The organism is Mesorhizobium vachelliae (assembly GCF_033977325.1).
Lineage (GTDB): Bacteria > Pseudomonadota > Alphaproteobacteria > Rhizobiales > Rhizobiaceae > Mesorhizobium > Mesorhizobium vachelliae.
The window spans coordinates 1-15,156 of record NZ_JAVIIR010000019.1; the positions used below are offsets into that span (position 1 = coordinate 1).

Consider the following 15,156-nt stretch of genomic DNA (forward strand, 5'->3'; position numbering starts at 1 on the left):
ACAATGGCAGCTACAGAATCACATACGATTCAAACACTTCAAGCCATTTTCCGACAGCGCTTCTTCACACTTGACCACACAACGAAGCAAATGTGTGCGCACGCTAGCCCCAACGGGGAGAAGGTGGCCGCGGAGCGGCCGGATGAGGGGGAACAATAAAAGAGCCGCTCGATGCGGCTCTTTTATTGAATCGGGAAATGCTCCAGCCTTCTGACTTACCGCTTCAAATTCACCACAATGACTCCGCCCAGCGCCAGCGCGCCGCCGAGGATGCCGAGCAGGCTCGGCACTTCGCCGAGCCAGAAGAAGCCGATCAAGGCGGAGGTCGGCGAGACGAGGTAGAGGAAGTTCGAGGCGCGCGCGGCCGGCAGGCGCGACAACGCGGTCGCCCAGGCTGCATAGGCGATCAACGACGGCACGATGCCGAGATAGATGGCGGCGCCGAGACCGGCGGTGTCGGCGACCGCTGCCTGCGAAAACGCTTGAGGCAGGAACGGCGACAGGCAAAGCGCGCCGAGCACCATGTTGGAGGCGGATATCATCAGCGGATGATGGCGGGCAAAGAGCGGCTTCTGGACGATGGTGTTGACGGCCGAGCAGAGCGCCGAGCCAAGCACCAGCAGCGCGCCGGCATTGAAATGCAGGCCGTGGCCGTCGGCCACCGCGATGATGCCGATGCCGGTGAAGGAAATGACGGTGCCCAGCCAGGCAACCCCCGAGAAGCGTTCGCCGAGCAGCGCCATGGCCATGATGGCGGTGAAGATCGGGCTGACATTGATGATGAAGCCGGCCGCACCCGCCGAGACGGTGAGCTCGCCGAAATTGAGCATGGCGGTGTAAAGCGCAACGAAGATGGCTCCGCCGAAGGCGAAGCGCCACAGCTCGTCGACCCTGGGCAGTGCCGGGCGCCTCACCGCGAGGAATATGGCGGCCGGGACCGCCGCGATGGCAAAGCGCAGCGCGCCGAGTTCGAGCGGCTGGAAGGCGGCCAGGCCGGCGCGGATCGCCGGGAAGGCCGAGGCCCATCCGATGACCGTCAACGTCACCGCGACCGCGGCGGTCGTGTCCATGCGCTGTGTCTCATTCAACGTGCCGGTGTAAGCGCTCATTGCCGTAACCTCGTCTTCCTGTGCCATGGATGCAGAAAACGCCATTGCCGGCCAATTGACAAACGACCAATTCGAGGGTCAGCTGTGAGCATGGATCACAGCTCGGAACAGCTCCTGCCCTTGGAAACCTTGCGTGCCTTCGACGCGGCGGCGCGGACCGGGAGCTTCTCGGCGGCGGCGGAAAAACTCAATCTCACCCACGGCGCGGTCAGCCGCCAGATCGCCAAGCTGGAGGACTGGCTGGGCCTGAAGGTGTTCGAGCGCAACGCCCGCGGCGTTACGCTGACGATCGAGGGCAACCGCCTGCATTTGAGGACCGCCGAGGCCTTCGCGCTGATCTCGTTCAACTCCGACCGCTGGGTCGAACCGCGTGGCACCGCCGTGGTGCGGCTGGCCTCCATCCCCTCGGTCAGCGGGCTTTGGCTGATGCCGCGCATGGCCGCATTGGAGAACCATCCGACCAAGCTGCGCATCGTGCTCGACGTCGACAACCGCCAGGCCGACCTCGCCGACGAGGGTATCGACCTTTCGGTGCGCTGCGGGCGCGGTCGCATTCCCGGCCGCGTCTCGGTGCAGCTTTTCGAGGAGCATATTTTCCCGATCGCCTCGCCGGAACTCGCCAAGGAGATCGGGCGTGGTGATCCTGCCCGACTCTTGAAATTCCCGCTGATCAACGATTCCGACGCGTCCGCATGGCGCGCATGGTTTGCCGCACAAGACGTCGATTACCGTCCGCGTCCGCAGGACAGGCGTTTCGAGGACTATAATCTGGTGCTGGACGCGGCGGCGCACGGGCTGGGCATTGCGCTGGCACGGCCGCCGCTGACGGCGGACCAGCTTCAATCCGGCCGTATCGTCGGCGTCGATGAGCGCGTCGCGCTCAATCCGGTTTCCTATTGGATGGACCGCCCGGTCGGTCGGCCGCGCGCGGCGGCGGCCGAACTTGCCAAACGCATCGCCGAACAGGCGGGGCTTGCTCCGGAAAAGCTCGAAGCGTTCCTGCACGATGATGTCTGACCAGAATTAGCGAAGCAACAGCACCATGATCGTCGCGGTCATAGCCGAGACGACGGCCGTGACTACCGATATCGTCCAGAGCGATACTGCGGCGGAATCGGAGCGCGGCGCGTGGCCAGCCGGACGGACAGCGGCACCACGAGGCTGCGGCGCATTGGCGTTGGCCGCGACCAGCATCGCAGCGGAAGCGACGGCCGGCGAAAATGTGGACGGTGCCGGCGCAACCACGGGCCTGGACGCATTGTCGACAAACGCTACCTGCGGTGAGGCGCCTCGCGGAACCTGATCGGTATCCGTCGCCGCCCTGCCCGTCGAGGGTCTTGCCGGCCTATCGTCGGAGGCGGCATCGGGCTCCATGACGGCCCGGTAAGCATCCTCGACCTCGGAGGACGACAGGCGTTGCGATGCCTGGGCGGAAGGGCGCGGCTGCGCGCTTTGCAGCGACTGGGCCGCGATTTGCGCCGCCTGGCCCGTCGAGGGCGCCGGCGGCTGGACCAGCGTCTTGATCAAAGCAGCCGTCGCCGGATCGGCCTTGGGCAACGGCACCGGCTGCGGGGTGAGCGCTTCACCGATCAGCGCGTTCAAGCGGGTCGAGGTGATGTCCATGACGGTTTCCGAAAAACCATTTTTCCGCTTAAGCCATACGGCACGAGCATTGCGTCAAGCTTGACGTTGCTTGCGATTTGTGGCGATTGAAACCCGATGAACGCAAGCGTCCTTTCATGATGAACCGTTTCGAAGGCCCGGGCGGCAGGGAAGCCCGGATCCGCTACCTAGACGGCGACTTCCAGGTCACCAGCCCCGGCTCCTTCGTGCGCTGCGCGGTAACAGGCGAGAACATTCCCCTCGACGAGCTCAAATATTGGAGCGTCGCCCGGCAGGAGCCCTATGTGAACGCGACGGTCTCGCTTGCCCGCGAGATCGAGATGCACCCGGAATTGCGCAAGCGGGGATAGGTCATGCGAGCCCATGGCGCCGAGGCAATCAAGCTTGAAAGCGCTTAGGGTACCGCATTGAAAAACTTAAGGAAATCTCTCAAGACCTTTGTTCGCATGCCGCTTGTCATGCGTGCGAGATTGCGCGATCGGGCGGTATCAAAAGCTCCACGATTCAACCTGACGGCCTGCGCCATCTTCCGCGAGGAAGCGCCTTTCCTCGCCGAATGGATCAGATTCCACCGCAATGTGGGATTTGAGCATTTCTATCTCTACAACAACTTCTCGACTGACGACTTCAAGACAGTGTTGGAGCCGTTCATCCGGGAAGGGCTGGTCACGCTGGTCGATTGGCCGTGGCCGGTGGGGCAGTTGTCGGCCTATGAGGATTGTATCCGCAGGCACTGGCATGAAGCACTGTGGATCGGGCTTTTCGATATCGACGAGTTTCTTTTTGCGCCCGACGGGCGTGACGTGCGCTCCGTCCTCAAGGCTTATCGCGACCTGCCGGGCGTCTGTGTCTGGCAGGCGTATTACGGCTCTTCCGGCCATGTCGAAAGGCCACAAGGCCCGGTGATCGAAGCCTACACGATGCGGGCCGGGCCGGACATCACGACAGCCAAGACAATCGTCAACCCCCGCATGGTCTACAAGCCGGGCGTCCATCTGTCGAAATTCCTGTCCGGTGAAGGGCTGGATACCCATCGACGGATCATCGTCCCCGGCATGTCTCCCAAGCTCGATATATTGAGGATCAATCACTATTGGTCGCGATCGCTGGCCGACCTCGATCAGAAAATCCGGCGCGGCGACGCCTCGACGTCCGCGCCGCGCGACAAGGATTGGCATTTCGACTTCGAAAGCAAGCTTAATGTCGAGCGCGACGAGGCGATCCTGAAGGCGATGCGCGCGGGGTAGAAGCGGCCACCCTTCCCCTCACGACTGATGGTCCTGGCCCTCATTGCGATGCTGACACTTTCGCGTTTCCGGGGCTATACACGGCAAAGGCGACGGGTACGGGGGGATTATTGTGAAGGTTCTTGTAACGGGTGGTGCCGGCTTTATCGGCTCGCATCTATGCGACCTGCTGCTGACACAAGGCCGGCACGTAATATGTGCCGACAATCTTTCCACCGGCTCGGAGGAAAACATCCGCCACCTTTTGGGCAATCCACATTTCGAGTTTCTGAGGCACGACGTCACCTTGCCTCTCAAAGTCGAAACGGATGAGATCTTCAACCTCGCCTGCCCGGCCTCGCCGGTTCACTATCAGCGCATTCCGGTCGAGACGACCAAGGCCTGCGTCTATGGCGCGATCAACATGCTCGATCTTGCATGCGCTTCCGGGGCAAGGATCCTCCAGGCGTCGACGTCGGAGGTCTACGGCGATCCGCAGGTCCATCCCCAGACCGAAGCGTATTGGGGCCATGTCAATCCGATCGGGCCGCGCAGCTGCTACGACGAAGGCAAAAGATGCGCCGAAGCGCTGTTCTTCGACTATTGGCGCCAGTCGAAAGTGCCGATCAAGGTGGTACGCATCTTCAATACATACGGGCCGCGCATGCACCCGTCGGACGGACGCGTGGTCAGCAATTTCATCGTCCAGGCGCTGCGGAACGACCCCATAACCATCTATGGCGACGGAAGCCACACGCGCAGCTTCTGCTATGTCGACGATCTTGTGGATGCCTTGGCCCGGATGATGGCCACGCCCGACGATTTCGTGGGCCCGCTCAACGTTGGCAATCCTGCGGAAGTCACGATCCTGGAACTGGCCGAACTGGTGCTGGGCATTGTCGGCGGCAAGTCCAGGATCGAGTTCAAGCCCCTCCCCCAAGACGACCCCCAGCAGCGCCAACCCGACATAAGCCTGGCGCGGTCGGCGTTGGACTGGTCTCCTCGTGTCACCCTCGAAGACGGGCTTGGCGACACCGTGCGCTACTTCCGCCGGCTCATCGACTGACGGCAGAACGCCCGGGCGGCAGGCACATCCCGAAGCTCAGCCCCGCATCTTGCGCTGGCGCCAGGCGTCCAGTGTCTCGTCGATGATGCGTTCGGGCACGTGATCGAGCTCAAACACGGCCTCGATATCGAGCACATCCAATTGATCGAGGAAACCGGCGGGCGCCTCGCCATGGCGCAGCCGCGCGGCGTCCTTTGCCGTGGTGACGAGGCGCAGCCCCTCCTGCCGGGCAAGCGCCTGGAGGTCGGCAAGCTCGTCCTGGGCGTAGACATGATGGTCAGGAAAGGCGCGCGACTGAACCACTTCGCCGCCCGCGCCGTGCACCGTATCGAAGAATTTTTCCGGATGGCCGATGCCGGCGAAGGCTAGGAAGCGGCCGCCGGTGAAGCGCGACGGGTCAGCCGGCTCGACATGCGCCAGGAAGATCGGCCGCCCGGCGCGCGCCGCCTGGCGCACGACGCCGTCGGCAGCGGTTCCCTCGCCCATCTTCAGCAAGCCGCTGGTGAACACCAGCTGGTCGACGACCTTGGCGCGAAGCGGCCCACCCGGGATGACGCGACCGTTGCCGATGCCGAAGCGGGCGTCGACCACCACCAGCGCATAGTCGATATGGATGCGCGCCGACTGGAACCCGTCATCCATGATCAGAAAGTCGCAGCCATGTTGCTCGATAAGCAGCTTCGCGCCGGCGGCGCGGTTGGCCGTCACCGCGACAGGCGCATGTTCGGCGAGCAGCAGCGGCTCGTCGCCGACATGCTTGGCGGCATCGTGATGCGCATCGACGACATGCGGCTTGGCAAACGAGCCACCATGGCCGCGCGACAGGAAGCCGGGCGTGAGCCGCATGCGCTTGGCCCGCTTGGCCAAAGCGATGGCGACCGGCGTCTTGCCGCTGCCGCCGACGGTAAGGTTGCCGACGCACAGCACGGGTGCTGCGACCTTCTCGCGCGGGGCGTGGCGCATACGGCGGCCGGCGACCAGCCCATAGACCGCCGATGCCGGCGACAGCGCAAGCACGCGCCAGTCCGGCTTTTCCCACCAGAAGGGTGGCGCTTCGCTGGTCATCGCGCCTGTCCCACGCGTCTCGGCTCCGCGCATGGGCTTTTCCAAAAACCGGTCCCGATTTTTGGCGTCATGCGCTCTACCCCTTGTTTTACGCAATTCCGGACGGAAAAACCGTTACACACTTTTCCTGGAATTGCTCTAGCGCCCGTTTGCGCCTTTCAGGCGCGCCTTGACGACCAGCGGCTGGATATAGGGCTCCAGCGATTTCAGCGTGCGGGCAAGCGCGCCGCGCATCTCGTCGACGGTGGCAGCGCCCGCCGCCATCATTTCGTGGCGCGCCACTTCGTTGGTCAAAAGGAAATTGACGGCGCCGGTCAGCATGTCGCGGTCGCGCACCAGCTTGGCGCCGCCGCTATCGAGCAGGCGTTGATAGGCCTCACGGAAATTCTGCACGTTGCGGCCGGCCAGCACCGCGGTTTCGAGCATCGCCGGCTCGAGCGGGTTCTGGCCGCCTTCCGAAGTCAGCGAGCGGCCGACGAAAGCGATCTCGGTCAGCCTCAGGTAAAGACCCATTTCGCCGATCGTGTCGCCCAGAAGGATATCGGTCTCGGGCGAGATGCGGTCTCCCTTGCTGCGCCTTGCCACCGCCAGGCCCATGCCGGAAATCTGCGCGGCAAGCGCATCGGCGCGGTCGGGGTGACGCGGCACGATGATGGTCAAGAGCCCGTGATGGCGCTTATGCAGGCTGGCATGGACCTCCGCGGCCACGACTTCCTCGCCGTCATGGGTCGAGATCGCCGCCCAGGTCGGGCGGTCGCCGATCTGGCGCTGCAGGGTAGCCAGTGCCCACTCGTCGACCGGCGGCGGGTTGGTATCGACCTTGAGGTTGCCGGAAACGGTGACCGGCCGGGCGCCCAGCGCGCGGAACCGCTCGCCGTCGACATCTGACTGGGCGATGACATGGGCGAGATTCTCGAACAGCGCCTCGGCGACGCCGGAGCGCTTCTTCCAGGACATGAAGGAGCGGTCCGACAGGCGGCCGTTGACCAGAACCTGCGGCACGTTGCGGGCGCCGAGCTCCAGGATGGTCATCGGCCAGATTTCCGATTCGGCGATGATCGCCAGTTCCGGCCGCCAGTGATCGAGGAAACGGCTTACCGCGGGCTTGAGATCGAGCGGTACATATTGGTGGATGATGCGGCTGCCGAGGCGCTCTTCGGCAACCTTGGCCGAGGTCACTGTGCCGGTGGTCAGAACGACGTTGACGCCAAAGTCGAGGATGCTCTCGACCAGCGGCACCACCGCGATCGTCTCGCCGACGCTCGCCGCATGGATCCAGATCACCGGTCCTTCCGGCCGCGGACGGCCGGCAACGCCGTAGCGCTCGCGCCGGCGGGCGCGATCCTCCTTGCCGCGCGAGGCGCGCCAGGCGACGTAGGGACCAATCAGCGGATAGGCGGCCGCTCCCGCATAGCGGTAGGCGGTCAGGGCAGCGCGCGCCCAACGCTCGCTCATTTGCCGCCATCCACGAGGCGATAGGCCTCCGCCGTCGCGGCGTTCAGCGAGACGGTCACCTCCTGGCGCTTGCGCTCCATCTCGGCGTCGTCGGCATCGGCCGGCACGAAGACAGGCGGGCCCACGATGACCGCCGAGCGGCCAAAGGGCAGGTTGATGGTGGTCTTGTCCCAGCTCTTCTCCAGCACCTTGCGGCGGCTGGTGGCGATGGCCGAGGGCAGGATCGGCCGGCCGGAAAGCTTTGCCAGAAGAACGATGCCAAGCCCGGCATCGCGCGGCGTGCCGTTCGGAATGTCGGCGATCATGGCGACGTTCTTGCCGGCGACGAGGGATTTCTTGAGCGCGATCAATGCCTTGGCGCCGCCCTTGTCGAGATGCCTCGAACTGTCGCGGCCGCCGGAACCGCGCACCGCCTCGATGCCGAACTTCTCGATCATCAGCGCCTGGAGCTCGGCGTCGGCGCTGCGCGAGACCATGGCGACCAGCGGCCGGCCCTCGGGATAATAGGCGGGAGTCAGAAGATGCTGACCGTGCCAGAGCGCGATGATGCCGGGCTCAAGATGCGCGTAAGCGCCGCCGGCGACCTGGGTCGAGCCCTCGACCATCGGGCTGGTGAGCCGAATCAGCCGCAGGAACCAGGCGAAAAGGTTGGCGATGAAGTTCTTGACGAAAGTCGACTGCGCCAAAGGCTCGCGGATGCGCCGCCATAGCGTGCGCGTTCCGCTGCGCCTGGCGGCTCGCCGCCCGGTCGCCCCGTTCACCGCTTCATGCTCCATCGACGTCAACCGCCGACCTGCGATTCTGGATCGAGCAGACGGTGCAGATGAACAACGAAATAGCGCATATGGGCATTGTCGACACTGGCCTGCGCCTTCGCCTTCCATGCGGCGTGCGCCGATCGATAGTCGGGGTAGATGCCGACGATGTCGAGCGCGTCCAGGTCACGAAACTCGGTTCCACCCAGCTTTTTCAGCTCGCCGCCGAACACCAGGTGCAAAAGCTGCTTCTTTCCGTCTTCCGCGGCCATGCCGATCCTTCGCAGATTCATGAGTTTTGTGAAACGTTTAGCCCAAAGCAGCCGATTTTGGAACTGCGGGCCGACTCACTCTTGGTCAACGCCGGCAATGACGCCGGCGAGCACGCCGAGCAATTCGCCGCTGCCGGCGGCGAGCGCGCCGTGATTGATCACCTCGCCGGCGTAGCGCGGCGGCTTGCCGGCGCGGTCGAGAAGCGCGCCGCCAGCCTCGGTGAGGATGAGATCGGCGGCGGCGATGTCCCAGTCATGCGCGCTCGGCTTGACGAAGGTCGCGTCGAGCTTGCCGGCGGCGATCATGGCCAGCCGATAGGCAAGCGAGGGAATGTAGGCGGTCCGCCGCAGCCTGTCCTGCCAGGCTTGCGGCAGCAGGTCGACCAGCGGCTTGGGCCCGCCGATATCGACGCTTTCGCCCAGCGGACGCACATGGATGCGCTTGTCGTTGAGATAGGCGCCCTCGCCCGGCAGCGCCCAATAGGTTTCGCCTTTGGCCGGGCATTCGAGCACGCCGGCGAGCGAGCGCCCGTCCTCGACCACGGCGACGCTGACGCACCAGGAATGCAGGCCATCGAGAAAGCCGCGCGTGCCGTCGATCGGGTCGACGACGAAGGTGCGGCGGGCCGACAGCCTGGCATGGTCATCGGCGGTCTCTTCCGACAGCCAGCCATAATCCGGACGCGCCCTGAGCAGGGTCTCGCGCAGATAGGCGTCCGCCGCGTGGTCAGCCTCGCTGACCGGCGAAGTGCCGCCCTTCATCCACACCTGCGGATTGTTGCCGAAATAGCCCATGGCGATGGCGCCGGCCTCGCGGGCGGCATCGCGCAGCAAAGCGAGGTCGTCGCGGGCGGCGCTCGATGTCAATTGGTCAAGCGCCGGCAAGGGTCATCCCTTCGATCAGGAGCGTCGGCGCCGCGGTGCCGAAATTGCGGTCGAGATCGTTCGCCGGCACCATGTTGAGGAACATGGCTTTCAGGTTCGAGGCGATCGTCACCTCGGCCACCGGATAGGCCAAGGCGCCGTTCTCGATCCAGTAGCCGGAGGCGCCGCGACTGTATTCGCCGGTGACCATGTCGACGCCCTGGCCGAACACCTCGGTGACATAGAAGCCGCGCTTCAGCGATGCGATGAGGTCTTCCGGCGAACGTTCGCCGGGCTCGATGGCAAGGTTGGTCGAGGACGGCGAAACGGACGAACCGCTGCGCGAGCCGCGTCCATTGGTGACGAGGCCGAGCTCGCGCGCGGCCGACGTCGACAGGAACCAGTGGTTCAAGACGCCCTTCTCGACCATCAACAGCTTGTCGCCCTCGACGCCTTCGCCGTCGAAGGGGCGCGAGGCCTGGCCGCGCCGCCGCAAAGGCTCGTCGGTGACGGTTATACCGGCCGACGCCACCTGCTTGCCCATCATGTCGCGCAGGAAGCTGGTCTTGCGGGCGACCGCCGCGCCGTTGATGGCGCCGGCCAGATGGCCGGCTATGCCGCGCGCGACGCGTGGATCGAACACTACGTCGACCGGGCCGGTCGCCGCCTTGCGCGCGCCGAGCCGGCGCACCGTGCGTTCGCCGGCCTTGCGGCCGATCTCTTCCGGCGCGTCGAGATCGGCGAAATGCTGGCGCGAGGAGAATTCGTAGTCGCGCTCCATCGCGGTTCCCTCACCCGCGATGACGCTGGTCGAGCGCGAGAAACGCGAGGCGACGTACTGGCCGACAAAGCCATGCGAGGTGGCGAGCACCAGGCCGCCCAGGCCGGCGCCGGCGCTGCTGCCCGCGGAATTGGTGACACCCTTGACGGCCAATGCCGCCGCCTCGGCGGCAAGGGCTGCCTCCTTCAACTGGTCGGCCGACACCTCGGTCGGGTCGAAAAGGTCGAGATCGCGCAGATTGCGGGCAAGCAGCGCGGGATCGGCAAGGCCCTGGAACGGATCCTCGGGCGAGACCTTGGCCATGGCCACCGCGCGTTCGGCGAGCGCCTTCGGATCGGAAGCCGCGGTCGCCGAGACGCTTGCTACGCGCTGGCCGACGAAGACGCGCAGCGATACATCCTCGCTCTCCGATGATTCGGTGCCCTCAACCTTGCCCAGCCGCACCGACACGCCGGCCGAGCGGCCACGCACCGCCACCGCGTCGGCCGCGTCGGCGCTGGCGCGCCTGGCAGCCTCGACGAGGGCCGCGACGCGATCGGTCAATTTCGCAGCGTCGAGCTTATCGGTCATAAGGTCGTTCCTGTTTGTTCACGCAGCCCGTCAGGGCGTCTGCAGGGTCATCCCCGTCCTACGGGTGCTTGCGCATTATCTATGGATGCATTTGCACCATCTATTGTTCCACCGACGCTTGTGCAATGGCGGATGCGGCAATCTCAAGGCAATCGCCGAGGTTCGTGTCGGATGCTTTGCCGCAGCGGCGCGAAGGGTGTCAGCCGGCCACCGGCGCCCAGATCACATCCTCGATCTTCGTCGCCCCTGTCGCCAGCATCACCAGCCGATCGAAGCCCAGCGCCGAGCCGCTGGCCTGCGGCATGATGGCCAAAGCGGCGAGGAAATCCTCGTCCAGCGGATAGCGCTCGCGATAGACGCGTTCCTTCTCGTCCATCTCGGCGGCAAAGCGGCGGCGCTGCTCAGCCGGATCGGTCAGTTCACCAAACGCGTTGGCAAGCTCGACGCCGCAGCAATAGAGCTCGAAGCGTTCGGCGACGCGCGGGTCCTCAGCGCTCGGGCGGGCCAGCGCCGCTTCGGAAATCGGATAGCCGTAAAGGATGGTGGCCCGTCCCTGCCCCAGCGCCGGCTCGATCTTCTCCACCATCACCCGGCTGAAGAGGTCGGCCCAGTTGTCGTCGGGCGCGGTGCGCAGGCCGGCTCCGGCCAGCGCCTCGTGAAGCGCTTCGCGGTCGGTGCTGCCATCAACCGAAACGGTCGCGAGCAGGTCGATGCCGGCGTAGCGCGTAAAGGCCTCCGCGACGCTCAACCGCTCCGGCTCGGCGAACGGATCGGCCTCGCGACCGCGAAATCGGAAGCTTTTGGCACCAGCTTTTTCCGCGGCGAGCGCCAGGAACTCGGCGCAGTCGACCATCAGGGTCTCGTAGGTTTCGCCAACGCGGTACCATTCGAGCATGGTGAATTCAGGGTGATGCAGCGGCCCGCGCTCGCGGTTGCGCCAGACCGGGCCGAGGCTGAAAATACGCTCCTCGCCGGCGGCGAGCAGCTTCTTGCAGGCGAATTCGGGCGAGGTGTGGAGATAGAGCGGCCGGCGCGACGCGTCGGGCCCGATCGCCTCGGTGGCGAAGGCGGCGAGGTGCGCTTCGTTGCCCGGAGAAACCTGCAGCGCCGAGGTCGTCACCTCGATAAAATCGCGTTCCGCGAACCAGCCGCGAAGTGCAGCGGCGATGGCGTTGCGCGCCATCAGCCGGGGCCGGCGATCGGCATGGACATGCGGCGTCCACCAGGGCGAAGCGGCGGTCATGGGCAGGAAAATCGCTGGGAAGGCTGGCGGTTCGGCGCAAGATGCGCTAGGGCGCACGCGATGGCCGCCGTCGCCGCTTCGCGGAAATCGACGCTTGCAGGCCGAAAAACTCGAACGGGATCGAATATCGTGGTCAAGGTCATCGCCAGCTCCTTACGCAAAGGCAACGTCGTCGATAAGGACGGCAAGCTCTATGTCATCCTCTTTGCCGAAAACATCCACCCTGGCAAGGGCACGCCGGTGACCCAGCTCGACATGCGCCGCATCGGCGACGGGGTGAAGGTCTCGGAGCGCTACCGCACGACCGAAATGGTCGAGCGCGCCTATGTCGAGGAGCGCGAGCACACCTTCCTCTATTCCGACGGCGAAGGCTTTCACTTCATGAACCCGGAAAGCTACGACCAGGTCGTGGCCTCGGAAGCCGTGGTCGGCGACTTCGCGCCTTACCTGCAGGAAGGCATGGCCGTGCAGCTGGCGCAGTTCAACGGCGTGCCGATCTCGCTGGTGCTGCCGCAGCGCGCCACCTTCGAAGTTGTCGAGACCGAGCCGGTCACCAAGGGCCAGACGGCATCTTCCTCCTACAAGCCCGCCGTGCTCTCCAACGGCGTGCGCACCGCCGTGCCGCCGCACATCTCCGCCGGCACGCGCATCGTGGTGATGACCGCCGACGGTTCTTACGTCGAGCGCGCCAAGGACTGATATCTGCGGCAACGTTGAAACGGCTCGCCTGTGACCAGGCAGAGCCCAATATCAGCGTGTATTGCCGACCGGTCTTCTTTTGCGCCCATGTCGGTCGTTGAGTTCAGCTTTTGCCGCGTCACAAAGGGCGCGGCCGGCAAGGCACGCCGACAGAGCATTCCAGAGCAGCACGATCCCATTTGCCAAGTACCGCCGCCGCCTCGTAGCTGCTCTGCAGAAACGACATGAGCGTGGCATCCGGATCCCCCGCGTGGCGCACAGCGTCGAGGGGAAGAAGGAATTCACCCAGCTCTTTGGAGAAGAATGCCTGCTGCGGCTCGACCACCGCCAACGCGTAGCCGTCAGGTGCCGGATAGGCATAGGAATAGAAGGCTGGATAGTCGATCGGTCCGCCGCCCGGCCAAAAACCGGCACTGCTCACCTCATGCGAATAGGCTTCCTGGGTGACGGTGTCAGACAGGCGCGGAATACCGCCAGGATGCAGCGGCGCGCGCCTGCCTGAAAAGCGCGTCACCGCCAGATCAAAGCCGCCCCAGAAGAAATGGACGGGGCTGACCTTGCCCAGAAATCCCGTACGGAACCGCGAAAAGACCTCGTGCGTCGAGAGCAGGATGCGCCAGAAGCGGGTCGCATAGTCGGGGTCGTAAGAGGCGTGGACATGGTCCTGTTCGAACCGGATGCCGTCGGCGATTTCGGACGGCTGCGCGAAAATCGGTGTCGCGAGCCCGAGTTCGGCAAGCGCGACGGTCACCTCGCCATAGAACTCCGCAACAGTCTTCGGCGCGAGCATCACCTGGCGGAAGTGACCCTCGCTCGTCCTCACCCACAACAGATGGTCTATGAAGTCGAAATCAATCTGGAATGCCCGATCGCCATCGGGGATCGGCGAGGTCGTAAGGCCGCGCACGGTCACATAAAGCGGGACATGCCAGGAATGGTTCAGCCAGGGCTCGCGCATCAAGCGGATCTTGCCGACGATCTGGGTCCACAGGTGGAGAGTATCGTAGCTGTCCTTCCAGGCGGCGTAAGGCAGGTCCGGCCAACGCTCCAAATCAACGGTAGACAGCATGGCTTCCTTCCTGGTGTCAGTGTTACCACCTGCAAGATGGCGGGCTGGAAAAGTAATTTAGGAAGATGGGCTGCCTGTTGGCCAGTCCCAAATCGAGCCGAGGCACTGTCCGTAGCCTGTGGCCTTCCGTCTGCCGACGTTCCGCGCCTTCCAACCAGCCAGGCCTCACGGGCCACAGACAGGCTGGCGGCGTTCCACTCCGGCATGCCGTCGTGTGGCTGCGGCCTTCAGGTCGGCGGTGAAATCGGTGTTCGGCGGTTTTCCGCCCAGCGGCTTTTGGGCGACCAAATGATGTAAGCAGACGCCGAGTAAAGCCGGCGCGGCTGACAGCTTTGCGCCGCATCTCGGCCCTTGAGACTCGTTTTGCCGCTACCCAAAAGCGGACGCCTGCCGCGAACCACACTTCAGGTTGTCGGTAAGCCAAGCGTCGACGTTGGCAATTGCCTGATCGATCAACTCCATTTGACGAGAACGCTTGGGCTACCAGAGACCTCACCCGCGGGAGCGGACCACCTGCACCCAAGCTCCAACGAGTGCTTCGGCGTCCCTCCGCATTGCCACATCCGCCGCCTCGGCCTCCGCGACGAGCGTCTCCTTGTCGAATCCGAGCGTCGCGAGTTCCGCGGCGTTCCAGTCGCGCACGTTCTCGGCACTCACCTCGGGATGGAACTGCGTTCCCCACGCAACCGGTCCGAGGCGGAATGCCTGGAACTCGCACGCCTCGCTTGACGCCAGGAGCACCGCCCCGGGGGGGAGTACGGTGATGCGATCAACGTGGCTCTCGATGAAAGCGGTTTCCTTCGGCACGGCTGAGAAGACCGGGTCGTTTTCGGCATCAGCGGTGAGCCTTATGCGAGTCGACCCCTTCTCGGGTACTCCCGTGTTCGCAGCAACCGTGCCGCCGCCCACATGCGCGAGCATTTGTCCGCCGAGGCAGATCCCCAGCAACGGTGTACCCCGCGCGAGTGCCGCTCGCGTGAGATCTGCCTCACCCGCGAGCCAGGGACCACGCGCGACATCGTCGGGCATGTATCCCCCACCGAGGAGCACCAGTCCGTCATAATCCTCGAGATCGTCAGGCGTGGGAGAGCCGCTCACGGCACCGATGCGCACGTTGAATTCGACATCACGCTCGAGGAGCCACGGCACAAGAAGACCTGGCTTGGAGCCGGTACTGTTGACGAAGATGAGAACGCGAGTCATGCAAAGATTTCCATGAGGGTGGAGTACGCAGCGATCGTGGACATCGAGGATGTGCACCGAAGTCCGTCGCACTGCAACCGTGGTCAGGCAACAACCTTGTTAACCCGTAGAAAACCTACGTTGCGCTCGCGCCTTAGCACGGCCATCGACCTGGTC

Annotated in this window: 16 protein-coding genes; 5 read left to right on the forward strand and 11 right to left on the reverse strand. The window is 64.6% G+C overall.

The features are described from left to right. Positions 1–215: 215 nt before the first annotated feature. Positions 216–1,109 carry a DMT family transporter gene (locus RFM41_RS29415; RefSeq protein WP_320252780.1) on the reverse strand — a complete coding sequence of 298 codons (894 nt, stop codon included), beginning with the start codon at positions 1,107–1,109 and terminating at the stop codon, positions 216–218. Positions 1,110–1,199: 90 nt separating this feature from the next. On the opposite strand from RFM41_RS29415, the gene RFM41_RS29420 reads away from it, so the two are divergent. Continuing rightward, positions 1,200–2,126 (forward strand): LysR substrate-binding domain-containing protein, encoded by a 927-nt coding sequence (locus RFM41_RS29420; RefSeq protein ID WP_320252781.1) that lies wholly within the window; start codon positions 1,200–1,202, stop codon positions 2,124–2,126. 6 nt (positions 2,127–2,132) lie between these two features. Here RFM41_RS29420 and RFM41_RS29425 read toward each other — a convergent pair whose 3' ends face one another. Continuing rightward, positions 2,133–2,732: a hypothetical protein gene (locus tag RFM41_RS29425; RefSeq protein WP_320252782.1), complete on the reverse strand. Its 600-nt coding sequence runs from the start codon at positions 2,730–2,732 to the stop codon at positions 2,133–2,135. 116 nt (positions 2,733–2,848) lie between these two features. On the opposite strand from RFM41_RS29425, the gene RFM41_RS29430 reads away from it, so the two are divergent. The 3 genes from RFM41_RS29430 (at position 2,849) to RFM41_RS29440 (ending at position 5,024) form a co-directional block, all read left to right on the forward strand. Beyond that, a complete protein-coding gene (locus RFM41_RS29430) occupies positions 2,849–3,082 on the forward strand; it encodes a DUF2093 domain-containing protein (RefSeq protein WP_320252783.1) in 234 nt (77 codons plus the stop codon). 108 nt (positions 3,083–3,190) lie between these two features. Continuing rightward, positions 3,191–3,979, forward strand: a complete 789-nt coding sequence (locus RFM41_RS29435; protein WP_320252784.1) for a glycosyltransferase family 92 protein — start codon at positions 3,191–3,193, stop codon at positions 3,977–3,979. Between the two features lie 112 nt (positions 3,980–4,091). Further along, complete coding sequence (locus RFM41_RS29440) at positions 4,092–5,024, forward strand: UDP-glucuronic acid decarboxylase family protein (protein ID WP_430691570.1); 933 nt, start codon at positions 4,092–4,094, stop codon at positions 5,022–5,024. Between the two features lie 36 nt (positions 5,025–5,060). Here the strand turns inward: RFM41_RS29440 and lpxK are convergent, their stop codons facing one another. The 7 genes from lpxK to epmA all read right to left on the reverse strand — a co-directional run bounded on the left by lpxK (position 5,061) and on the right by epmA (position 12,029). Next, positions 5,061–6,089 (reverse strand): tetraacyldisaccharide 4'-kinase, encoded by a 1,029-nt coding sequence (gene lpxK / locus RFM41_RS29445; RefSeq protein ID WP_320252887.1) that lies wholly within the window; start codon positions 6,087–6,089, stop codon positions 5,061–5,063. A 138-nt stretch (positions 6,090–6,227) separates the two neighbouring features. After that, positions 6,228–7,544, reverse strand: coding sequence for a lipid IV(A) 3-deoxy-D-manno-octulosonic acid transferase (gene waaA / locus RFM41_RS29450; RefSeq protein WP_320252785.1), 1,317 nt, complete (start codon positions 7,542–7,544; stop codon positions 6,228–6,230). Continuing rightward, a complete protein-coding gene (locus RFM41_RS29455; RefSeq protein ID WP_320252786.1) occupies positions 7,541–8,320 on the reverse strand; it encodes a lysophospholipid acyltransferase family protein in 780 nt (259 codons plus the stop codon). The genes waaA and RFM41_RS29455 overlap by 4 nt, the downstream gene beginning before the upstream one ends. Positions 8,321–8,325: 5 nt before the next feature. Next, positions 8,326–8,571 (reverse strand): DUF4170 domain-containing protein, encoded by a 246-nt coding sequence (locus RFM41_RS29460; RefSeq protein WP_320252787.1) that lies wholly within the window; start codon positions 8,569–8,571, stop codon positions 8,326–8,328. 75 nt (positions 8,572–8,646) lie between these two features. After that, positions 8,647–9,456: a 3'(2'),5'-bisphosphate nucleotidase CysQ gene (locus RFM41_RS29465; protein ID WP_320252788.1), complete on the reverse strand. Its 810-nt coding sequence runs from the start codon at positions 9,454–9,456 to the stop codon at positions 8,647–8,649. Further along, positions 9,443–10,786, reverse strand: a complete 1,344-nt coding sequence (locus RFM41_RS29470) for a TldD/PmbA family protein (RefSeq protein ID WP_320252789.1) — start codon at positions 10,784–10,786, stop codon at positions 9,443–9,445. The genes RFM41_RS29465 and RFM41_RS29470 overlap by 14 nt, the downstream gene beginning before the upstream one ends. Positions 10,787–10,985: 199 nt before the next feature. Continuing rightward, positions 10,986–12,029 carry an EF-P lysine aminoacylase EpmA gene (gene epmA, locus RFM41_RS29475; protein ID WP_320252790.1) on the reverse strand — a complete coding sequence of 348 codons (1,044 nt, stop codon included), beginning with the start codon at positions 12,027–12,029 and terminating at the stop codon, positions 10,986–10,988. A gap of 129 nt (positions 12,030–12,158) precedes the next feature. Here epmA and efp point away from each other — a divergent pair, with 129 nt between their 5' ends. Then, the gene (gene efp, locus RFM41_RS29480) at positions 12,159–12,728 is read left to right on the forward strand and encodes an elongation factor P (RefSeq protein ID WP_073986329.1); all 570 of its coding nucleotides are present in this window, start codon (positions 12,159–12,161) and stop codon (positions 12,726–12,728) included. 118 nt (positions 12,729–12,846) lie between these two features. On the opposite strand, the gene RFM41_RS29485 is transcribed toward efp, so the two are convergent. Next, the gene (locus tag RFM41_RS29485) at positions 12,847–13,797 is read right to left on the reverse strand and encodes a DUF5996 family protein (RefSeq protein WP_320252791.1); all 951 of its coding nucleotides are present in this window, start codon (positions 13,795–13,797) and stop codon (positions 12,847–12,849) included. A gap of 492 nt (positions 13,798–14,289) precedes the next feature. After that, positions 14,290–15,000 (reverse strand): type 1 glutamine amidotransferase, encoded by a 711-nt coding sequence (locus tag RFM41_RS29490; protein WP_320252792.1) that lies wholly within the window; start codon positions 14,998–15,000, stop codon positions 14,290–14,292. Positions 15,001–15,156 lie beyond the last annotated feature (156 nt).